This is a genomic window from Enterococcus sp. DIV0806c (genome assembly GCF_051710905.1).
GTDB classification, from domain to species: Bacteria; Bacillota; Bacilli; order Lactobacillales; family Enterococcaceae; genus Enterococcus_B; species Enterococcus_B mundtii.
Genome location: NZ_JBIOLO010000001.1, coordinates 925,984 through 946,345, shown reverse-complemented (window position 1 = coordinate 946,345; position 20,362 = coordinate 925,984). Strand labels below are relative to the sequence as shown.

Sequence of the window (20,362 nt, the reverse complement as noted above, 5' to 3'; positions counted from 1 at the left end):
TTTGTCATGGATTTCTTGAGAATTTAACAATATCTTTTAGGGATGTTTTTTCCATTTCCGCTGTATAAGTGCTTGGATCAAATGGATCCGCCAAGCGATTTTCTGGCGCCAACTACTCTTCGTTTCAATTTCACTTGCATTAAAATCGTGTCGCCGATAAAGAGTCAAGGGTTCTCGAATGAAGCCCGCATGATTTCCCGCCAGCAAACCAATCCACATGTCATGCATCGGTACATTGTCAGGTATCGGTAAGATCGTCTTTTTTAATGAAGAGCGAAAAGCCATACCCGCACCGATATAGTTACTACGAATCAAATTCGTCAACCAGCCTTCTTTGGATCTTCTAAAGGTAAAGTATGAGGAATGGATCTCATTCAACTGGCTATCTACGATCACTAAATCTGAAATAACTACTAGTTGTTTTGGATGAAGACTAAAGTATTGTGTAATTTTCTCTACTTTTCCATCTAACCATACATCATCTTGATCTGCTAAAAATATCAGGTCTCCCTGAGCTTGTTCAATCGCAAAGCCAAAATTTTTGATCAGCCCTTGTTTAGGACCTTCAAAAAGTTTGATACGTGGATCATTATTTGCATATTCCGTTAAGATCGACCAAGTATCATCGACTGAACCATCATCCGAGATAATCACTTCATCTTCTGGAGAAAGTTGCTTTAAGATACTATCCAATTGTTCTTTTAAATACGCGCCACCATTAAAGGTTGCTATACAAACCGATCGCATCATTTCACACCTTCCAATTATCAACAAACGAACTTAAAGTCATTCGCCAGATTTGACGATTCTTGACAGTCAAAAATTGCTTTGTCATTCTTAATACTAACTGCTTCCGATGTTGCATTAAATGCTGACGGTCGTATTCTTGGTAAAAGATCGACTCAGCAGCCAATATCGACTGATAGCGTGTTACGTTGACTTTTTTATAATCTAATACTGAGAGATCATGAGTCATTATAGTGGGTAAAACTACAATTTCTTTGTTTAATTGTTTGATTTGCCAAAAAAGCCAATGATCTAAAAAATCGAGTGGGAACACGGTATTATAGCCATTGATCTCTCTTAAAAATGCGAGCGAGAATGCCGCACCAGAATTGATTGCCATAATCCGCTGACGTGTGACCACTGGCTCTTCGATCACTTCGAAGTGGCGATTGATATAGTGGTCTGCCCACACCGGAGAGATTTGTTTTGTACCAGAAAATACTAAGGGAACCGCAGCTACTCGTTCTGTTGTCCAAGTGAGTTCGGCTACGGTTTCTAAATAATCAGTACCTAACTGAGTATCCTGATCTAATGTTATAAGTGTCTGTACCGTATCAGAAATGTGGTCAATTGCATAATTGTAAGCAACCGCTAGGCCTGGATTTGCTGGATCATGATGATAATGGACATTCTTTTCTGAATAAAGCACATCAGCATGTGCAACAGGACTATTATCAAAAATAACTAACTCCACTGTCCCAGCTTGCGTAGCTGTTTTTAAATAATCGTAAGAAGGCGATTGGCTGATTTTTTGGTGATACAATACGATCACTACTGCTATTTCTGGTGTCATTAGAAGAAAGTCCACCCCCACTTATGGAAGAATTTCATCATTGAATTTAAAAAGATTCGAAAAAGCTTGAAATTACGATGTGCTCCTTTTCCATATAGATGGATGACACTGTAACGTGGCGTATAAAGGATTTTTTCGTTTGCTTTTTCAAAACTTAAACAAAGATCATTATCTTCAAAATACATAAAGTAGCGAGTATCAAACCCATTGATTGATTTAAATTTCGCAACATCTACTACCATAAAACTACCAGAAATCATGCGAACATAAGAATCACGATCCTCCGGTAAATCACGACATTCAAAGCGAGTCAAGCGCCGATCAAACATTTTTTTGACAAATTTGAAAGGAATGAAACGTAGTACATAGTCGAATAGAGCTAAACGCTGTCTAATCAAGTATTGAGTCGTCCCATCTTCATTCAAGATTTTAGGTGCCAACATCGCACATTCAGGATGCGTTTCCAAGAGCGCAACCAGATCGATCACCGTCTGCTCGTCAACTAAGATATCTGGATTAAAAATCACCGCATATTGTGCAGCGCTTTGGAGCAAGGTATGGTTATGACCAAATCCAAAGCCTCGGTTTTCATTATTGAAATAAATATTCACGAACGGATATTTTAAATATTCGCGTAATCGATCTTGGTATTCAGGTGTCGAGTTATTATCAAAAATTTGAAATTCAATTGCCGGTTCTTCACCGATCGTCGCAATGATCGTATCTAATGTCTGGAATATTTTTTTACTATTTGCTGTCACAATGCTAATTAAAATCGGCATTTTTTTATTGTTCTCCATTAAGGTCTTTTCCATTTCTTAAAGTATTTCTGCATCACTTGTGTACGGTATTCTTTATTCCCTAAAAACCGTAATGTTTTTAGAATAAATTGGTATTTTTCATTGATCAATCCGATCAATTCAAATAATAAAATAGCAGCAAATAGCATCACTAAGAACAAAGCGATCGTTCCAAGGCTTCCCGTATAATTCATGATCATTGCAGTAAATGAAAACATCAAAGCAATGGAGTAGATCGTCAAAACAGCTCCTTTATGCGTAAAGCCTAAAGCGAGCAATCGATGATGCAAATGCTTCTTATCAGCCGTAGAAAATGATACTCGATTCGCTTTTCTACGAATGATTGCAAAAAAAGTATCTGTAACAGGTACCCCCATGATGATCAACAAAGAAATCGATGAAACAAACGTAACATTCTTTAATCCTTGTAAAGATAAAACCGCCATCATAAAGCCTAAGAAAAGTGCACCTGTATCTCCTAAATAAATCTTGGCTGGATAAAAATTATAAGGGAAAAATCCGATGATACTTGCGACTAAACAAAAAATAACTATAGGTATATATACTGTTGAGGCATGTAAAAAAAAGTAGCCAATAATACCAATGGTCATCAAGCCAATCAAAGATATCCCTGCTGCTAAGCCATCTAAACCATCAATCAAATTGACTGCATTAGTAATCCCAAAAATCCAAAAAATGGTAACAGGAAAACTAAGCCAACCTAATTGGATATAACCTAAGAATGGTAAGGTAAAAGAATCGATTCTGATATCAGCGATGAAATAGACGATCAAAGCCGCTAATAAAATGCCAATACTTTTTTGCTTAGGTGAAAGTTCATATTTATCATCAAGTAATCCGGTCAACACGATGACGGATGCAGCCAATAATATAGGTAGAATATAAAATTTAGGGATGATATCTTTGAACAAAAACAAACTAGATATCACGAAGGAAACAAAGATAGGTAAGCCACCAGCTGAAGGCATCGGCACTTTGTTTATTCGTCGTTCATTCGGTTTATCGACCATCCCAGTTTGTACTGAAATTATTTTAAAAATGGGGGTCAATATCAAAGACAATAAAATTGTCAAAAAAATCCTTATTACCATACTAAAAGAAACCAGCATACGGGCACCTACTTTATTTAAAGAGTCATTAATAATTATAAAACACTGTCGCTATTTTACAATAAGAACTCGTGTTTCTAATTCTTTTTTTGAGAAAATTTATTTTTTAGTTTACCAAGCCATGTTGATGTGATGCTTCTTCGTTCTTTTATTTCGTTTCCTGTTATGTACTCTTGCACAACAGCATTGATGATTCCACCAAGAATAATGATCGTCGCAGCAAAGTTTAACCAAAGCATCAAAACGATAAAACTTCCGATGATTTGATAACCGCTCACACGCGTTGCAAAATAACGAGCATAAATCCCAAAAACTTGTGACAACAACATCCAACCAGTCGTTGCAAATACAGCACCAGGAATCACTGCTTTAAATTTCAATTGCGCATTTGGTACAATCCAATAAATCATAAACATGATCACAAATAAAGCCACCAAAGTAATCGGCCATTTCAATGTTTGGAATTGGTCAATAAAGTTTACAGGTATTTTAAAGATCGGTTGAATCGCCTCTAAAATCATTTGTCCTAATCCAAGTACTAAAGTGACACCACTAATCGCAATCATGAACAAGATGATAACTATTAAGGAAAAGAAACGGACAATGATGAAATTTTCTCTATTTTCAACTCCATACGCTTTATTCATGGCAATCTGTAATGCATTGATACTCTGACTAGCTGACCATAAAGCTGCAATAGCTGACAATGACAACAAACTACCAGAACTTTGTGTCAACAAATTTTTTACCGCCGGTCCAATAAACTGATAGATCGTTTCAGGAATCACTTGGCGAATATAAGTCAAGACAGTTTCTTGATCGATTTGAAGATACGGTAGAATATTTCCAAGCGCAATAATCAATGGAAACAAAGATAAGAGTAAATAATAAGCCACAACTACTGAAGTCGTTCCCATTTCAGAATCAACGATCCTCTTTTGCGTCGTCTCAATAAAACGCATTAAATTCTTATGTTGTTTTATTTTATTCAAAATATTCATAGTAATCTCCTGTTCAAGGTTGTGAAAAAGCCGCTTAGCTCCAAGTATTAAGAGCAACATCGAGAAAATAGCTTCTCATATTTTTTCGATGTTGCTCTTAATATCGTAGGAGTTGGCTTTTGAACACCGTTTATCATAGGTTGTGAGAAAAGCGCTTTGACCTGAGCAGTAAGATAGAAAATCAGAAAATAGCTCCCCATATTTTTTGATTTTTTAGCTTAATGTTGAAGGTCAACTTTTCGTACACCGTTTATCAAGGTTGTGAAAGAAGCGGTCTACACTGAGTAATAAGGCAGAAAAATCGAAAATGGCTTTTTCATTTTGGATTTTTTTTACTTATTATTGAAGTGTTGCTTCTTGAACACCGTTTATCATAGGGTGTGAAAAAGCCGGTCAGCTCCAAGTATTAAGGTAGAATTTGAGAAAATAGCTCTTCATATTTTTTCAAATTTTGCCTTAATATTGAAGGAGCTGGCTTTTGAACACCGTTTATCTAGGTTGTAAAAAAAAGCTAATAACACTGAGGAAAAGGGTGGCAAACCAGAAAATAATAGACATATTTTTCCAATTGCCACCCTACTATCTTAGTTACTAGCTTTCCTACAACTTTTATCCATTATTTGAAGAAGAAAGTCATCTACAACTTTCTCTAGTTAATCAAACAGTTTGAAAACTGTTCACGGAAAGAAGAACTTAATAAGTTCCTTCCTCACCTTGAGAAGTCAAGATTTTTGGACCATCTTTAGTGATAGCCAATGTGTGTTCATATTGGCAAGATAACCCACCATCTCTGGTATACGCTGTCCAACCATTTGGGTCCATTTTCATTTTCCATGTTCCTGTATTGACCATTGGCTCGATCGTAATGACCATACCTTCTTTTAATCTTAGCCCTTTGCCAGGTTCACCATAGTGAGGAATAGTTGGTTCTTCATGGATCGTTGGTCCTACCCCATGTCCAACAAAGTCTCGTACGATTCCTAGATTTTCTCCTTCGACGTACGTTTGGATTGCATGACCAATATCCCCAATACGATTACCAACTTGTGCTTGCTCAATGCCGATATATAGTGCTTTTTTTGTCACTTCCATCAATCGATCAATTTCAGGTGTGGATTCACCGACCACATATGCCCAACAAGAATCAGAGATTCCGCCTTTTAAGTCGATACACATATCTACTTTCACTAAGTCACCACTTTTAAGTGGTTTTTTTCGGGGAAACCCATGACAGATCTCATCATTGATGCTGATACATGTCGCATATTCGTATCCTTCAAATCCAATTTGGGCAGCGACTCCGCCATGACTTTCAATATAATTACGCACAAATACTTCGATATCCCAACTAGTTACTCCTGGTTTAATGAAGTCTCGCAGATTTTTATGGACATCTGCTAATAATGCACCAGACTCTGCCATTGCTTCGATCTCACGTGCTGATTTTAATGTTATCATCTATTCTCGTCTCCTTTTTACAAATCCTTTTTATTTTAACATAGTAGGAAGTATTTAGCCAAATCCCATAGTACCTTTATAAATCTCGCTTCCTTTTTCTCAAACTTTTGGTATAATTGGTAGTTGTTGAAATGCTATTCATTAAAATTTAGGAGGCGCCTTATGGCTTTAGCAAAAATCGTTTATGCAAGTATGACTGGTAACACGGAAGAAATCGCCGATATTGTTGCAGAGGCTCTGGAAAATATGGATATCGATGTTGAAATCAATGAATGCACACAAGTAGATGCAGAAGACTTTCAAGAAGCAGATATTTGCGTAGTTGCTACTTATACATACGATGACGGTGATCTACCGGACGAAATCGTTGATTTCTATGAGGACTTACAAGAACTTGAATTACCTGGAAAAATCTACGGAGTGTGTGGATCTGGAGATACTTTCTATGATGAGTTTTGTAAGTCAGTGGACGATTTTGATGCTGCCTTTGCAAAAACTGGTGCTGTTAAAGGTGCCGAAAGTGTGAAAGTTGATTTAAACGCTGAGGAAGAAGATATTGAAAATCTTGAAGCGTTCGCGAAATCTCTTGTATCCATGTTATCTTAATCACAAAAAGAAGGATGTGTTTACCACATCCTTCTTTTTGTTTAGAAGCATTACGTTTTGTAAATCAAGGCATTACTATCAAATGGGGTCGATCAATTTTTCAAATAAGCAGATCAGTCTACTTCAATCGGATCTTTTAAGCTTAAAATGGCATTGATGCTGTCTTGGATCATCTTTTCGATTTGTGTATCCGTCGGATGGATGATATTCGATGACATCAAAGCTGCGATACCTGTTGCAATGATCCAAGTCCCATTGTGAAGCGAGACTAGTTTATCATCTGACAAGTCCATGTATTTTGGATCTTCTTTCACTACGTCCATAAAGTAATTATAGGAGAAATTTTGCATCTCTCTTCCGCCGCCATACTCTTCCAAGTAAAGTGAGCTATATAATTTCTTTTCACGATTTGCGAAATGGATGTAATTCAACGCTAGATCGACAATCGTATTGCCGGTATGTTCTACAGGAAAGACTTCGTATTTTAGATAATCGTAGATTTGCTCAAATAGCGCGTGTTTCAAATCATCCATATTTTTAAACTCTAAATAGATTGGTTGAGTAGAACAGTTCATTTTATTTGCAATGTTTCTCGCAGTGAATTTTGAAAATCCTTCATTGGCAGCAACTTCATAGGCGGCTGCCAAAATCTGCTCCTTTGTTATCGTTTTTTTTCTTGCCATAATTTTCTAATCTCCTTGAAATTTTTTATAACGCTTCCACCATTGATTAATACTATTGTACCATTTTTTTTCAATAAGCAAAACTTGTTTTTTTATTTTTTACAAATTTTTCTGTCATTATACTCGGATATCAATGCTTTTTTCTGTTTTCTAATTAAAAACAAATGATTATTTTATCAGATGTTTATTTGTTTCACTTCTAATAAAATGTTATCATACAATGAGGAATTACAAAAAATATGATGAGGAGGAATTTAATTATGTTAGCTGATTTTAATGTTAATTTAAAAAAATACGCCCGTTTAATTGCAGAAACAGGGGTCAATGTATCGAAAGGGCACACAGTAGTCTTACAAATCAATGTAGAGCAAGCGGAATTAGCCCGATTGATCACGAAAGAGGCTTATCAATTAGGCGCAGATGAGGTGATCGTTCAATGGACAGACGATATCATTCAAAAAGAATTCTTGACTCACGCAGCAGATGATCGAATCACTACAGTTCCACAATATAAAATCGATCAAGCAGATGATTGGATTGAAAAAGGTGCGAGCAGAATCAGCGTTGTTTCTTCTGATCCAGACGCATTCGCAGGAGTCGACAATGATCGTGTAGCCACTTATCAATCAGCAGTTGGAAAAGCATTGATGAATCTAAGAAAAGCGACACAATCAAACAAAGTAAGTTGGACAGTTGTCGCAGCTGCTGGGAAACAGTGGGCAGCAAAAGTATTCCCTGATCTACCAGAGGAAGAACAAGTCGACGCATTGTGGGATGAGATTTTCAAAACGACACGCATTTATGAATCTGATCCTGTAATTGCTTGGAAAAATCACGATGAAAAATTAGCGACAAAAGCAGAAGAATTGAACAAGGAACAATTTACAGCTTTACATTATACTGCCCCAGGGACAGATATCGTAATTGGCTTGCCGAAAAATCACTTGTGGGAAGGCGCTGGAAGCTATAATGCTCGTGATGAAAAATTCATGGCAAACATGCCAACAGAAGAAGTCTTCACAGCACCTGATAGTCATCGCGTTGATGGATATATCTCAAGTACGAAACCTTTAAGTTATGCAGGAACGACCATTACTGGAATGAAATTTACTTTTAAAGACGGCAAAGTCGTTGATTTTTCAGCGGAACAAGGACAAGAAGTCTTAGCAAAACTACTAGATACCGATGAAGGTGCACGTCGTTTAGGCGAAGTTGCTCTAGTTCCTGATCCTTCACCGATTTCACAATCTGGTATCATCTTCTATAACACATTATTCGACGAAAATGCTTCAAACCATTTAGCACTTGGTTCAGCCTATGCGTTTAGTGTGCAAGGTGGAACAGAAATGACCGATGAAGAATTGGCAGCTGCAGGCTTGAATCGAAGCCAGACGCACGTGGACTTCATGGTTGGTTCAGATAAAATGGATATTGATGGCATCCGCGAAGATGGCTCACGCGTACCGATCTTCAGAAATGGCGACTGGGCGTAATAATAAAACAAAAAAAGATCTGAGATTCCCAGATCTTTTTTTGTTATTCCACAGATATGCTTATAATAAATCTTCTTTTTTAGTAAACGTAAATTTGCGACTTTCTTTTTCTACAGGTTTTTCTTCTTCGTGTTTGTGGATTGCCTCTTTCGTAATTTCTTCACGTTCTCTTTTTGCTTCATCTAAACGTTCTGCAATTACTTCTTCTTTTGGCTTATCAGACATAATCAAAACCCCCTTTATCACCATCATTCTACCACTCAGGATTCCTTTATTGGAAACGTTTTGCTCTAAAATCAGCTTGCATGTATGCCTTCAAAGCGCTAAAATAATAGTATTGATGCTTGTTCCTGTAGCTCAGTAGGATAGAGCGATCGCCTCCTAAGCGATAGGTCGCTGGTTCGATTCCAGTCAGGAACGTCTTAGAACTTATCACGAGTTTGTGATAGTGATGTTCAGCTCCGAGAAATAAGCCTGCTCCCCAGAAATTGGTTCTTGTATTTTGGGGGGCGGGCTTATTTCTTATGAACACTGTTTATTCAGTTTTAAGAATCATGAGATGCCATAGGTCACAATCCCCTATTATATTTCTGCTCTTTTAAAAAAATAGCAACAAAAGTAAAACTCCATTTTTCAACTTATTACCAAATACATTATGCGAAGTCATTTTATTCAATTATGAGGTAGCATCCATTTTTTGCTATTGGAATAAACTTTATTGATGTTTCCACCTTTTTAAATCTGGGAAAAAGTGATGCATGAATTCACGCGCTTCTTCCTTTGTCTTGCCTTGTTCTTTCAGCATGCCTGATTCACTCATGTGCTTGACACTCTCTTCAATCATTTCATCCATTGTACAATCAGTTAAAAATGCGCCATCTTTGTAGCAGTAAATGCAATATTCTTCACTCTTGCTATTGTTTTTATTTGTCCCTAAAACCTCAACTGAATCAAGTGGCATCCCACAACTTTGACAATATGTCATTTCTTCCATTTCTATGATCCTCCTATCATCTGATTATCTTCACTCAGAAATAATCATTGAGAATTGGTTGTTGGCTAGGCAGTGCTTGACTAAGTTCAGCCACCAATACGCCTTCTACTTTGATTTTTTCATGGAAATCAAGCGCTTCAACTGTTTGATATCCTAACAATAATTGTGTCATACTTTGAATCGTTCCACTGACCACAGGTAATTCTGTCTGTTGGACTTTCTTCACCTCAAGTACTCCATCGACATAAGAAATATCAAAAAATCCTTCGTTCCATTTTGCATACGGATCTTCCGTCACTTGAATAGAAAAATTGATTGCATGTCGGAATGGATAAGTCTGCATAAATTTCTCAATATCTACGATTCTCCCCATCATATAAGGTGTGATCGTGGTTTTAGCATATGGATTATCCAATAAATAATTTTTGCTATAGCCAGAAAAACCACATGTATACTCAAACGAATCAAATGCGCCACTATGTGAACCAATAAAACGCATCAAGCCTTTCAATGCTTCATGATTTAGATAACCCATTTCGACGACTACAAACGTAGGGGCGGCTAATTTATAAACGACATATCCTGTAGCATTTCCCTCACGGTCGTAATACAGTGCATAATGATTCTCTTTTCGTTGCTTGAACTTGTAAGAATACCACCATTCTTCTCGTACCAAACCGCCTCGCATACTCTCAGGCATACTTGTATAAATGGATTGTATGGCATCCACTGATTCTTCAAAACTTGTCCGTTTCATATAACCAGTTGTTTTCTTTACAGCTGGCATATCACGGCTCGCCAACTCATAGCTGATCCGGTCAAATAATTGTTCATACCCATAGCGACGATAAAAAGGATAAGAAAATGGTGCTAGATAAGACAGCGTGACATTTCTTTCTCGACAGTCTTCAAGGATTTTTTCCATGATCCGATTGATACCACCTTGTCCTCGTGCTTCAGGATAGGAAGCAACGTAGCCGATCCCAGCCATCAAGTAGTTTATTCCATAGAAATCCACTGAAAAAGGTGTGGCCATTACTTGACTTGTCAAATGGCCCTCTGGATCTAAAAAGCCGTAGTTCCATGAATTCTCAACAATCATTTTAAATCGTTCACGTCGTTCGTCTGTATCTTGTGAATTAAAAGCATAGGTTGCTAAAGTGTACATTTCTTCTAGTGCTTGGTTCCCCAATTCTTTTATAACATTCGTCATACTTCCCCTTCTTCCTTTAAATATCTATACCAATTGTACTATTTTTTTCTTTATAAGAATAGCAGGCGGACCTTCATTCCTTTTCAAAAAGTAGTCTGCCATAAAAAAATGATTTAAAAAAATAGCGCTAAAAAGCCAAAATAGAACAAACGATTTTGGTTTTTAGCGCTTCGTTTTTTTGATCCAAACGTTGTTTCCACAACTTATTCTCATTTTGATCATTAGTTATCCTCTTGGAATGACGGTTTGATTTGCAATCCTCTTTTAATAGGATTCTTCAATCATCCCTAGCATCTTTTTAAAACGTCTCTTTTTAAAATACATCAACATCGTCCCTAAGATCATATCATTCATTTTCTGCAACATACCATGTGATTCCATTTGTTCCGTGTAGTGGACTTCACACGATTTTTCATCAATTGGTTTGATTTGATAATGAACGACAAAATCATTTTTAGTCGTTGAGGTACGAAATTTATAAGATTGGTTATCAATGACTTCCTCAATGATAATGCGTGCACGATTATTTTGAGAGAATTGTTTGACGTATTCAAGATTCTTTAATTGTTTGCGTGTCACTGATTTCCCAGTGGCTTTGCGGACATCGAAAAGAACAGAATCCATCACTTTATCATAGAAAAACGATGCCGGAATATTTAGTGTTTTAATTATTTCCATTAGTTCTTTTTCTCCTTTGCTTCTTCTTTCTTCTTACCTTTTAAAAAGAAGTAAATCCCTAGTCCTGCAAAAAACAATCCAGTGACCATACTATAAATGTCATATTGTTGCGTTCCCGGATTTAAACTATATAGTATGATCAGTGAACCAATACTACACAAAAACAATCCATTTTTTATCATTTGAACCACCCTTATCTTGTTTCTTAGACTGCTGCTGCTTGGAAATATAATACTGTGCCCCATGGTTGGGCTTTGATCAATTCTTTTGCTGTTTTGGCAGCTGCTTCTTTATCTTCTGCACTTGTTTCAAAGAATAATTTGATTCCTTGTTTTTCTTTGAAAGTAAAGGTCATGCCTTCTTCGTTGTATCCTTCTAACAACTCTTTGATTGCATCTTGTTGCATAGCACTAGCGATTGAAATCATTTATTTTCCTCTTTTCTTTTTTTATTGATTACTTTTAGTTTTACTCGAATGAAGCGAGGGCTAGGGATTTGACGGATCGTCATCGCCCATAGCCCCTACTTCGACTGTTTATTTCGGTTCGCCTGCTGCTGGGTCCATTTTATTTGCTGACATCACAAATGGTGCCCAAATCAGGAAGGTCACGACCATACATACTAATGTAACGATCGGTGCCCGCCAGTCTGCTCCTGTTGCAAGGAACGATAGCAAGAACGGTGGAACGACCCACGTCACTTGTTGAGATACCGGTGCGACTAATCCTAGATAAGTTGCCACCCAACCAATCGTTGTCGCAACAACTGGTGCGACTAAGAATGGAATAAACATGATTGCATTCAAGACGATTGGTAAACCAAACATGACTGGTTCATTGATATTGAAGATACCAGGTCCAATCGATAGTTTTGCTACAGTCAAGTAGTCAGCACGTTTTGATAATAGTAAGATAGCAATCAATAGAACGATTGTTCCACCTGACCCACCAAACCATGCAAAAGCATCAAATGAGCCACGTACCCACATGTACGCTTTACCATCTTCAATCGCATCTAATACTGCAGGTGTTCCTGTTTTACCATTGTAACCCTTTTGGAAGATATCGATGTTGATCAATTGTGCTTGACCCCAAATACCTTCTAATACTGGTGCTAATACGTTCGGACCATGGATACCAAAGAACCAGAAAATCTGAACGAAGATCGTAACGATCAATACAGCACCAAGACCTTGTGATAAGCCCAAGAAAGGTTCTGCAATATATTTTTGTACTAAATCAATGATCAGTTGACCATCTGCCACACGTCCAACAACATAATTAATGATAGCGATGACATATAATGAAATCGTTGCTGGTAGGATTGCTGCAAATGCTTTAGAAACTGCGGGTGGTACTGAGTCAGGCATTTTGATCGTGATATTAGCAAGCATCAATTTACAGAAAATGATAACAGAGATTGCACCCATGATCATTACTGTAAAGTAGGCGTTACCATTTAAATGATCAAGCTTCAACCATCCCCATAAACCAACTGATAGAGTGCCGTCAGCAATCGTTGCCCCGATTTCCGATCCATTGATCGCATCTGCCACATTTTGTGGAACATTGACATTCAATGCAGCTGATAACGACGGGCCAAAAGCGATTCCTTGGATCAACGTTGCTAAACCAACGATCCCTCCTGCTAAGTCATTTACGCCATAAGCACGGGCTAAATTATATCCCCATGAAAAGGCAAAAATCAGTCCTGCAATTGCTAGTGTACCATTCCAGACGAACCCATTGATGCCGATGATCACATTCAATACGGCAAAAAAACCTTTGTCTGCTGCTAAGCTGTCAGCATACGTACTAATAAATTGCTGTGGTAAATCACGAATAATTGCATTGATCATTACAGCTACTGATCCAGCCATTGTTGCAGGCATCGTACCGATAAAAGCGTCACGCAATGCCACTAAGTGCTTTTGCGCGCCGATTTTGCCGGCAACTGGAAGGATGTATTTTTCCATCCAACTTGTTAATCCATTCATTATTACTTCCTCCTATAAGTTTTTATATAAAGAATGACTCTTTATATCAAATTAAAAAAATCCGTTCAAAAATTTTTTTCTTCTTCCGTTCAAAAAAGAAGTGTTTTAGTTATTCAACGTAAGTTCTACGATATAAATCAATGATTTCTTTTGCAAGGTCTGTAAATGCGATCGATGTCATCAAGTGATCTTGACTATGCACAGTCAACAGCGTTACTTGCATATGATTTCCTTGTGCTTCTTGCGTGAGCATTTGAGTTTGTGAATGATGTGCTTCTACCAGAGAGGCTTCAGCATCGCGGATTTTTTGCTCCGCTAAATCAAAATCTCCTTTTTTTGCCGCAGAAATCGCTTCCATTGCATCGCTTTTTGCATTTCCACCATACATGATCAATCCCATGATGGCTTCTAGATTTTGTTGATCTTCCACTATTCTACCTCCAGCTTCACGTTTGATTATTTCATTAATTTTTCAGCTTGCTCAAGTACTTTTGCACCGTTCATCATGCCATAATCTTGCATGTTGATAACATCCAATGGAATTCCTTTTGGCGCTAATTTTTGTTCAAATTGTGCTTTCATAAAGCGAACTTGTGGACCTAATAATAGAACATCTACATTTTTTGATTCAAGGTTATTGTCAGCATCTGAAGCTGAAACCGCGAAGATATCTGCTTCCATTCCTTTTTCTTCTGCTGCTTTTTGCATTTTTGTTACTAATAAACTTGTACTCATTCCTGCAGAACATACTAACATGATTGTTTTTTTCTCCATTTTTTCCACTCCTTTAAATTTGGTTTTACACTATAACTATAATGCAAGAAGCATGCCAAACACTAAATAGCTAAAATAGCGTTTTCATAACGCTGATCAAATAAATACAGTGCACACACTAATGATTAGTGTGTGCACTGTGCAATTTCAATCATTTTTTTATTTTATTTTCTATAAACATTTGTGTGATAAAAGCAATCTCATGTTCCGGGATTTTCACACCATATTTACGTTCGATCCCAATCAAATTCGTTCGAACGATATCCATTTCTAAGCGATACATTTTTGCAAAAATCGGGAAATCATCAAATGTACGTAATTTTTCATGTTTGATCAGACCATCAATCAAAAAAGCAACATGGATCACGATACCCGTATCCACACCTGGTTCAACAATGATCGATAAGTCTGTTTGGATTTGTTGGATCGCTTTTTGCAAAGCTTGGATCAAACGCTCAACAGATGATATCGCATTCAATGAGTCTTTTAATGAATCAACAATTTTTGCTGTCGGAACTTCGTCATCTGCGATGCGTTTCAATGTATTGAGTTTTTCATCATCGAATACGTCATAGGCAGAAAAGAATGGGATATTTTGATAATCTACCTCAACAGTTCCGGCAATCGCCTTGATCTCATATTCTTCCAATAACGCATCAATGTGGCGTTTAAATGATTCACGTTCCAAAAACTGCATTTGGATCACTTCAACTTTATCCTGATTGATAACGGGTACGATTCGTTGATACAGTTTTGCGGCCACTCCTTCTCCAGTAAAACAAGTTACGATCACTGCTTTTTTCCGTTCGTTCAATTCCTGCTTTTCGATTTTAAATTGATCTTTGACAATCGATTCAAAAGACATTTGGATACTTTGGTAGATATCTTCTAAGCTTCTACCAACATTTGCCATCCGGATTGCTTCGATGACGATCATGGTACTGGTCATCGTGATTGCTTTTGTACGTATCCCCGTCTCTTCATAGATCAAATCGCTGAATGTATTCAGTGAACCCATATCAGTCAGTAGAATCAAGCCATTTGTTAAATTGCTTTGACGATTTTTTACATATTTCAATACTTCTTCATACATGGATTGAACTTCCATCTCTAATGGCATATTGAACGCTTGACCGATCGTTGTTCCGAGTAAAGCTTGTGCCATCTCCAACATACTTGAAGCAGTTTGTCGCCCGTGCATCAAGACTAACACGTCGACTTTATTTTCTTTGACTGGCTCACTTTCTCCGAGATTGATCGATAAAAACATACTGATAAAACCAATTTCATCAAATGGGATCTCTACTTGTTGATCTTCTTCAATGATCGTAGATAAATCGATCGCAACTTGAAATTCTTTTTTGAACTTCTTTCGTATATTATTCAAGTCAGGATGAACGATCATGTGACCATCTTTGACACGATCTAATGTACTTTGCAAATGTAAGGCAAACGCAAAGCGTGCTTTTTGGTTATAGATTCGATCTAATCGTTTCTCAGCGACATCATATAGCTCATTTGTCAAACGCCAGATGTCTTCTGGAAGTAAATCTTTAGGAATCGTACTTTTCGTCAATTCTTTGACGTACGTTTGAAAATAGGCATCGACATCTTTCGAGATCAACGCTTCAAGATCAATATTTTCGCCATCCGATTCAGAAAGCGACATCACCTTTTCTTCAATGTCATTGTACACTTGCATGTTTCTTTCTGGGTCCCTAGACCAAACCACATCAGCGAATCCTGGCTCAAACGTCAAATATTGACTCTTACTATCCATGAAGCGATCTAATCGTTCAGGGACTTCTTTGATTCGTAATAATCCTTTTTGGACTTGCAGGGATAACTCTTCTTTTCGAATGACTAATTTTTCTTCTTGGTGCATACGATAATGAAGGAATGACTTCGCACAGACTAATTTCAGGTCACGTTTTACTTGCCCGATATTTCCCTCTGCGTCGTATAGCATAAAAGCTAAAATCGCTTCTTTTTCAATATCGATCCGTTGATTCAAGCGATTGGCTTCTTGCTTGATAAACAAGGAAATGATTTCATACCGCTCATCTAATGAACGAGAGGCCAGATTTGGCAAAGTGATTGCCATCGGTATCCTACGGTTAAATGTCGTCAAAAAACTTTCAGATGATTCTGTCGTTGCTCCGATGATCTGAACAGACGCCTCATGGACTTGTGCGCTCTCCCCTAATGGGCGATAAACCCCTTTGTCGATAAACGTGAAGAGCATCTCTTGCCCTTCTGGAGGTAAGCGATGGATCTCATCTAAAAATAAGATCCCCCCATCTGCTTTAGCCATCAAACCTTGGCTATCTTGTGTTGCACCTGTATAGGCACCTTTTTTTATTCCGAAGATATGCCCAAACAACAACTGTGGGTTTTGCGCATAATCCGCACAATTAAATGAAATAAAGGGGGCATCTGGAGAAAGCATTTCCGAATCGATTGCAAAATGGTACATACATTCAGCAAACATCGATTTTCCAGTTCCTGTCTCCCCAAATATAATCGTATGCAATCCTCTTGGCGGATATAAGATCGCTGCTTTTGCCTGTTGGATACTTACTTTTAATGATTCATTCTCCCCTACTAAGGTTTCAAAAGTGACTTGTGTAGAAGCGTCCACATGAACTTTATCTGAAGCTGTTTTTTTGGGAGGCATAGAATAAACTACAGGTCTGCCAGTGCTTTTCACGATGTAATGCGCTTTATATAAATCACTTAGATAACGGCTTGCATTACTACGATCAATCTCTAATTGCTTCGCAACATCTGTTGCTGTCAATCCTTTATGATTTTCCGTAAGTAAATCCAAGATTTCTTCCTGTCTTTCGTTCATGCTAACTCTCCTTTAACCAAACGACCTGTTTCCATTTTCAATATAATAACACAAAAAGGCGCTTATTTGCGCCTTGCTCCTTTATTTTTATCTTTTTTATGCTTGTTTTTGTGTTTTGTTTTCGGAGAAGAAGCAACTTTTTTTGTTACTGTTTCACTTGCTTCTTTTTTTCCTAATTCTTTCTTTTTTGGGAGCATTTTTGTTGGGGCTTTTTCAGGGGCTTCTGTCTGTAAGCCTCCCCCATAAATAAATAATTCAGTGAGTTCTGTTTCTGTTTGTCGAGCAATTTTTTTTAAATCTCTTAGTGTATGTTCATTCACAAAGGTGATGACTTGTCCTTGTTGCCCCATTCGACCAGTTCTACCTGCACGATGCAAATATGTTTCTTCTGTCATTGGCACGTCGACATTGACAACATAAGGAAGTTCAGCGATATCTAGCCCACGAGCAGCTACATCCGTTGATAACAACATGCTGATTTTGCCTTCTTTGAATTGAGTTAATGCCGCTTTGCGTAATAGCTTGTTTTGGTCAGATGCTAAACTCGCCACGCGGATTCCTCGATAACTCATTTTTTCTTCCATCATGCCTAACTCGCTCAACTGGTTGAAAAAAACAAGACCTTGGAAACCTTCCACATGCGCTAATCGTCTTAGATAGTCCTCTGTTTTTCGAGCAGGGACACGTATAAAATAGTGACTAAGTCCTTTCCTTGAATCATCCATTTTTGTAACGTCGACCACTTTCAGCGATTGTTTTGTCAATGATTCGATTTGCTGGATGGAACGATCGGCTGTTGCTGAAAAGAAAGCTAACTGGTAGTCCGTTGGCGCTTGATGAACGATTTGATCAATAAATGGTCGATTTCCTTCATCAAAAAGTTGATCTGCCTCGTCAAATACGATTGTTTTGATTTGATGAGCCTTTATTTTTTTTTGTTTCATCAACTCTAATACACGACCTGGTGTGCCTACCAATACTTCCGGTTTCTTTTTTAGTCCTTCAATTTGGCGTTTGACATTTGCGCCGCCCACAACAGATTGGACAGAGATTGCTAAATCTTTTGCCCATTCTCTAGTGACCTCTGCAACTTGGATCGCCAATTCTTGAGAAGAAGCAAGGATCAACAAAGTACTTGCCTCACCTTTTTTCACATTCAATAGCAAGGGCCATAGATAAGCTAAGGTCTTACCAGAACCGGTTGGAGAAACAGCAATCAAGCTTTTACCTTCTTTTAAGTCAGTGAATACTTCTTGTTGGATAAACGATGGGACAGTGAACCCTTTTTCTTCCCATTTGTTTTGCCAATTAGTTGGAAAATGTTTTACAAAATCAGTCATTACTCAGTTCCCTCTTTATCTGCATCGAATTCGATCCCTCCACTGATTCGCAAATCATAAACGACTTGATTCACGTTTCGTGCAAGTTCGACCCATTCTTCATACTGTAATCCCCATTGTGGATCTTTAGGGTTCATGATCACATTCGCAAAATCTTCTGCCTCTTCACTCATTGGATTTTCAGAAGCAACGATCTCTAATTTTTCAATTTGTTCGTGGTTACGATCATGGTATTCTGCTTGCTCAATTGCATTGACGCCATTCATGATCACCGTTCCACTATCAAAATAAATCTCGGAAGGTAGATATGAATCACCGATCTTGCCCGGTTGGATCGCCACATCAAAAGTAGCATATCTTAAAATTCCCCAACCTAATCCATCAACGCCTGTGGCTATTTTTCTAGGGAAATAATGAACTTCTTGCGGCTTGCCAAACCAACCTACAGCTGCATAAACGAGGTAAACGCCGAGATCCATCATTGCGCCACCTGAAAAACGCGGAGAGAAAATATTCGGTTCTTCCCCATCTAACACTTGATCATAACGAGAAGAATATTTCATATAGCTGAAATTCGCGCCAATGATCTCATCTTTCAAAGGTAAAAATTCAGCAATTTTTTTAAACCCAGCTTCATGGATATTTCGCGCGGCTTCAAAGAAAAAGACTTTCTCTTGATTGGCTAAATGAATGATCTCTTCCATTTCTTTTGGCGTACTAAATGCCGGTTTTTCTACAATTACATTTTTTCTAGCCAAAATTGCTTGCTTCGCATGTTGAAAATGCAAACTGTTTGGCGAAGCAATATAGACGGTAACCATATGTTCTAACTCAAAAAAAACAGTTAAATCTGTTGCGAATGCGATATCGCCTTCATATTCTGCGCCAAATTGTTGCGCCTTTTCTAAATGTCTTGAATAAACAGCTGTTAATTCATACTTACGTGTCGCTAATGCTGCTTGAACAAATTGATGGGTAATCCAATTTGTGCCGATTATACCTAAATGGATCATCTTTACGCCTTCTTTCTATAAATTAGGATCTTCAAAAACTGTATTTAGGTCAAATGGGATTGCTTGTTTCAATACCACTTGTTTTTCTGTTACTTGACAATTATATACGATTACTTGAACACCTGCTTGCTGAGCCAAACGAAAAGCAGTGGCTAATTCTGGTTGCATCTGCTCATGGATCGTTGCTTGATGCAAGTGTTCAAATTGTGCAATAAAAAGAATATAGGCCTCATAGCCTTCTTGATGCGCGCGGATCAATTCATTGACGTGTTTAAGTCCACGAATGGTCGGTGCATCGGGAAAAGCACCTATTGCTTTGTTTTCCAGAGTCATCCCTTTGACTTCTACAAATGCTTTTTGTCCGCAACTTGTTTCTAAATAAATATCGAATTTAGACTTGCCAAAGGTCACTTCACGTTTGTAGAACACAATATCACCATTTAAATTTGGTAAGTGGATCGTCCCATCTAAAATCCCATCAACCGCTAATCGGTTTGGTAACTGACTATCGATATTGAACCACTGCTGCTCTTTTTTAACAGCAATCAGATCATACGCAGTTTTACGCTTTGTTCCAGGAATGTGTACTAACGCCACCTCTGCACCAGGAAGCAATAACTCTTTGCCTCTACCTGTATTCTTAACATGGGTTTTGACTACTTCTCCTTTTTTGTTCAAACAAAAAGAAATAAAGCGATTTGGTCTTTCAATGAAGTAAGCAATTTCAACATCTTGGTACTCCAATAGTGA

Annotated in this window: 22 protein-coding genes and 1 tRNA gene; 3 read left to right on the top strand and 20 right to left on the bottom strand. The window is 37.7% G+C overall.

Translation table 11 applies throughout. The features are described 5' to 3' along the window. Positions 1-36: 36 nt before the first annotated feature. The 6 genes from IGK77_RS04460 to map all read right to left on the bottom strand — a co-directional run bounded on the left by IGK77_RS04460 (position 37) and on the right by map (position 5,968). The gene (locus IGK77_RS04460; protein WP_074799794.1) at positions 37-747 is read right to left on the bottom strand and encodes a glycosyltransferase family 2 protein; all 711 of its coding nucleotides are present in this window, start codon (positions 745-747) and stop codon (positions 37-39) included. A 4-nt stretch (positions 748-751) separates the two neighbouring features. Continuing rightward, complete coding sequence (locus IGK77_RS04455) at positions 752-1,579, bottom strand: glycosyltransferase (protein WP_074799785.1); 828 nt, start codon at positions 1,577-1,579, stop codon at positions 752-754. Next, positions 1,579-2,379 carry a glycosyltransferase gene (locus IGK77_RS04450; RefSeq protein ID WP_071865950.1) on the bottom strand — a complete coding sequence of 267 codons (801 nt, stop codon included), beginning with the start codon at positions 2,377-2,379 and terminating at the stop codon, positions 1,579-1,581. Before IGK77_RS04450 ends, IGK77_RS04455 begins: the two co-directional genes overlap by 1 nt. Further along, positions 2,379-3,509, bottom strand: coding sequence for an MraY family glycosyltransferase (locus tag IGK77_RS04445; RefSeq protein WP_071865949.1), 1,131 nt, complete (start codon positions 3,507-3,509; stop codon positions 2,379-2,381). The genes IGK77_RS04450 and IGK77_RS04445 overlap by 1 nt, the downstream gene beginning before the upstream one ends. Before the next feature lie 77 nt (positions 3,510-3,586). Further along, positions 3,587-4,510, bottom strand: a complete 924-nt coding sequence (locus IGK77_RS04440; RefSeq protein WP_010735950.1) for a YihY/virulence factor BrkB family protein — start codon at positions 4,508-4,510, stop codon at positions 3,587-3,589. 693 nt (positions 4,511-5,203) lie between these two features. Beyond that, a complete protein-coding gene (gene map, locus IGK77_RS04435; RefSeq protein WP_071865948.1) occupies positions 5,204-5,968 on the bottom strand; it encodes a type I methionyl aminopeptidase in 765 nt (254 codons plus the stop codon). Between the two features lie 162 nt (positions 5,969-6,130). Between map and IGK77_RS04430 the strand changes: the two genes are divergently transcribed. After that, positions 6,131-6,574, top strand: coding sequence for a flavodoxin (locus tag IGK77_RS04430; RefSeq protein WP_010735952.1), 444 nt, complete (start codon positions 6,131-6,133; stop codon positions 6,572-6,574). Between the two features lie 113 nt (positions 6,575-6,687). Here the strand turns inward: IGK77_RS04430 and IGK77_RS04425 are convergent, their stop codons facing one another. Further along, complete coding sequence (locus tag IGK77_RS04425) at positions 6,688-7,257, bottom strand: TetR/AcrR family transcriptional regulator (RefSeq protein ID WP_010735953.1); 570 nt, start codon at positions 7,255-7,257, stop codon at positions 6,688-6,690. A 260-nt stretch (positions 7,258-7,517) separates the two neighbouring features. On the opposite strand from IGK77_RS04425, the gene IGK77_RS04420 reads away from it, so the two are divergent. After that, a complete protein-coding gene (locus tag IGK77_RS04420) occupies positions 7,518-8,750 on the top strand; it encodes an aminopeptidase (protein ID WP_071865947.1) in 1,233 nt (410 codons plus the stop codon). A gap of 60 nt (positions 8,751-8,810) precedes the next feature. On the opposite strand, the gene IGK77_RS04415 is transcribed toward IGK77_RS04420, so the two are convergent. Continuing rightward, positions 8,811-8,975, bottom strand: coding sequence for a hypothetical protein (locus IGK77_RS04415; RefSeq protein ID WP_169823209.1), 165 nt, complete (start codon positions 8,973-8,975; stop codon positions 8,811-8,813). A gap of 121 nt (positions 8,976-9,096) precedes the next feature. On the opposite strand from IGK77_RS04415, the gene IGK77_RS04410 reads away from it, so the two are divergent. Continuing rightward, positions 9,097-9,170: transfer RNA gene (locus tag IGK77_RS04410), tRNA-Arg, on the top strand. 295 nt (positions 9,171-9,465) lie between these two features. On the opposite strand, the gene IGK77_RS04405 is transcribed toward IGK77_RS04410, so the two are convergent. From IGK77_RS04405 to sfsA, 12 genes are all read right to left on the bottom strand, one after another. After that, a complete protein-coding gene (locus tag IGK77_RS04405; protein ID WP_071865946.1) occupies positions 9,466-9,744 on the bottom strand; it encodes a zinc ribbon domain-containing protein in 279 nt (92 codons plus the stop codon). Positions 9,745-9,778: 34 nt separating this feature from the next. Then, positions 9,779-10,957 (bottom strand): GNAT family N-acetyltransferase, encoded by a 1,179-nt coding sequence (locus IGK77_RS04400; protein ID WP_438713008.1) that lies wholly within the window; start codon positions 10,955-10,957, stop codon positions 9,779-9,781. A 264-nt stretch (positions 10,958-11,221) separates the two neighbouring features. Further along, a complete protein-coding gene (locus IGK77_RS04395) occupies positions 11,222-11,635 on the bottom strand; it encodes a DUF3284 domain-containing protein (RefSeq protein ID WP_010735958.1) in 414 nt (137 codons plus the stop codon). Then, positions 11,635-11,817 (bottom strand): DUF3188 domain-containing protein, encoded by a 183-nt coding sequence (locus IGK77_RS04390; protein ID WP_010735959.1) that lies wholly within the window; start codon positions 11,815-11,817, stop codon positions 11,635-11,637. The genes IGK77_RS04395 and IGK77_RS04390 overlap by 1 nt, the downstream gene beginning before the upstream one ends. Before the next feature lie 23 nt (positions 11,818-11,840). After that, positions 11,841-12,062 carry a hypothetical protein gene (locus tag IGK77_RS04385; RefSeq protein ID WP_010735960.1) on the bottom strand — a complete coding sequence of 74 codons (222 nt, stop codon included), beginning with the start codon at positions 12,060-12,062 and terminating at the stop codon, positions 11,841-11,843. Between the two features lie 108 nt (positions 12,063-12,170). Continuing rightward, positions 12,171-13,631 (bottom strand): PTS sugar transporter subunit IIC, encoded by a 1,461-nt coding sequence (locus IGK77_RS04380; protein WP_074799787.1) that lies wholly within the window; start codon positions 13,629-13,631, stop codon positions 12,171-12,173. A 109-nt stretch (positions 13,632-13,740) separates the two neighbouring features. Beyond that, the gene (locus tag IGK77_RS04375; protein WP_010735962.1) at positions 13,741-14,061 is read right to left on the bottom strand and encodes a PTS lactose/cellobiose transporter subunit IIA; all 321 of its coding nucleotides are present in this window, start codon (positions 14,059-14,061) and stop codon (positions 13,741-13,743) included. 26 nt (positions 14,062-14,087) lie between these two features. After that, on the bottom strand, positions 14,088-14,405 hold the full coding sequence (locus tag IGK77_RS04370) for a PTS sugar transporter subunit IIB (RefSeq protein WP_010735963.1): 318 nt from the start codon (positions 14,403-14,405) through the stop codon (positions 14,088-14,090). A gap of 151 nt (positions 14,406-14,556) precedes the next feature. Then, positions 14,557-17,259, bottom strand: coding sequence for a sigma 54-interacting transcriptional regulator (locus IGK77_RS04365; protein ID WP_074799788.1), 2,703 nt, complete (start codon positions 17,257-17,259; stop codon positions 14,557-14,559). Positions 17,260-17,321: 62 nt separating this feature from the next. After that, a complete protein-coding gene (locus tag IGK77_RS04360; RefSeq protein ID WP_074799789.1) occupies positions 17,322-18,599 on the bottom strand; it encodes a DEAD/DEAH box helicase in 1,278 nt (425 codons plus the stop codon). Further along, positions 18,599-19,612, bottom strand: a complete 1,014-nt coding sequence (locus tag IGK77_RS04355) for a Gfo/Idh/MocA family protein (RefSeq protein ID WP_074799790.1) — start codon at positions 19,610-19,612, stop codon at positions 18,599-18,601. The genes IGK77_RS04360 and IGK77_RS04355 overlap by 1 nt, the downstream gene beginning before the upstream one ends. 15 nt (positions 19,613-19,627) lie before the next feature. Continuing rightward, complete coding sequence (gene sfsA / locus IGK77_RS04350; RefSeq protein WP_071865940.1) at positions 19,628-20,356, bottom strand: DNA/RNA nuclease SfsA; 729 nt, start codon at positions 20,354-20,356, stop codon at positions 19,628-19,630. Between the last annotated feature and the right edge of the window lie 6 nt (positions 20,357-20,362).

Coding starts and splice junctions, on each gene's coding strand:
- IGK77_RS04395 (WP_010735958.1), bottom strand. CDS start 11,635: ATGGAAATAATTAAAACACTAAATATTCCGGCATCGTTTTTCTATGAT.
- IGK77_RS04400 (WP_438713008.1), bottom strand. CDS start 10,957: ATGACGAATGTTATAAAAGAATTGGGGAACCAAGCACTAGAAGAAATG.
- map (WP_071865948.1), bottom strand. CDS start 5,968: ATGATAACATTAAAATCAGCACGTGAGATCGAAGCAATGGCAGAGTCT.
- IGK77_RS04425 (WP_010735953.1), bottom strand. CDS start 7,257: ATGGCAAGAAAAAAAACGATAACAAAGGAGCAGATTTTGGCAGCCGCC.
- IGK77_RS04420 (WP_071865947.1), top strand. CDS start 7,518: ATGTTAGCTGATTTTAATGTTAATTTAAAAAAATACGCCCGTTTAATT.
- IGK77_RS04370 (WP_010735963.1), bottom strand. CDS start 14,405: ATGGAGAAAAAAACAATCATGTTAGTATGTTCTGCAGGAATGAGTACA.
- IGK77_RS04390 (WP_010735959.1), bottom strand. CDS start 11,817: ATGATAAAAAATGGATTGTTTTTGTGTAGTATTGGTTCACTGATCATA.
- IGK77_RS04450 (WP_071865950.1), bottom strand. CDS start 2,379: ATGGAGAACAATAAAAAAATGCCGATTTTAATTAGCATTGTGACAGCA.
- IGK77_RS04440 (WP_010735950.1), bottom strand. CDS start 4,510: ATGAATATTTTGAATAAAATAAAACAACATAAGAATTTAATGCGTTTT.
- IGK77_RS04455 (WP_074799785.1), bottom strand. CDS start 1,579: ATGACACCAGAAATAGCAGTAGTGATCGTATTGTATCACCAAAAAATC.
- IGK77_RS04430 (WP_010735952.1), top strand. CDS start 6,131: ATGGCTTTAGCAAAAATCGTTTATGCAAGTATGACTGGTAACACGGAA.
- IGK77_RS04460 (WP_074799794.1), bottom strand. CDS start 747: ATGCGATCGGTTTGTATAGCAACCTTTAATGGTGGCGCGTATTTAAAA.
- IGK77_RS04405 (WP_071865946.1), bottom strand. CDS start 9,744: ATGGAAGAAATGACATATTGTCAAAGTTGTGGGATGCCACTTGATTCA.
- IGK77_RS04445 (WP_071865949.1), bottom strand. CDS start 3,509: ATGCTGGTTTCTTTTAGTATGGTAATAAGGATTTTTTTGACAATTTTA.
- IGK77_RS04385 (WP_010735960.1), bottom strand. CDS start 12,062: ATGATTTCAATCGCTAGTGCTATGCAACAAGATGCAATCAAAGAGTTG.
- IGK77_RS04415 (WP_169823209.1), bottom strand. CDS start 8,975: ATGTCTGATAAGCCAAAAGAAGAAGTAATTGCAGAACGTTTAGATGAA.
- IGK77_RS04365 (WP_074799788.1), bottom strand. CDS start 17,259: ATGAACGAAAGACAGGAAGAAATCTTGGATTTACTTACGGAAAATCAT.
- IGK77_RS04360 (WP_074799789.1), bottom strand. CDS start 18,599: ATGACTGATTTTGTAAAACATTTTCCAACTAATTGGCAAAACAAATGG.
- IGK77_RS04380 (WP_074799787.1), bottom strand. CDS start 13,631: ATGAATGGATTAACAAGTTGGATGGAAAAATACATCCTTCCAGTTGCC.
- IGK77_RS04355 (WP_074799790.1), bottom strand. CDS start 19,612: ATGATCCATTTAGGTATAATCGGCACAAATTGGATTACCCATCAATTT.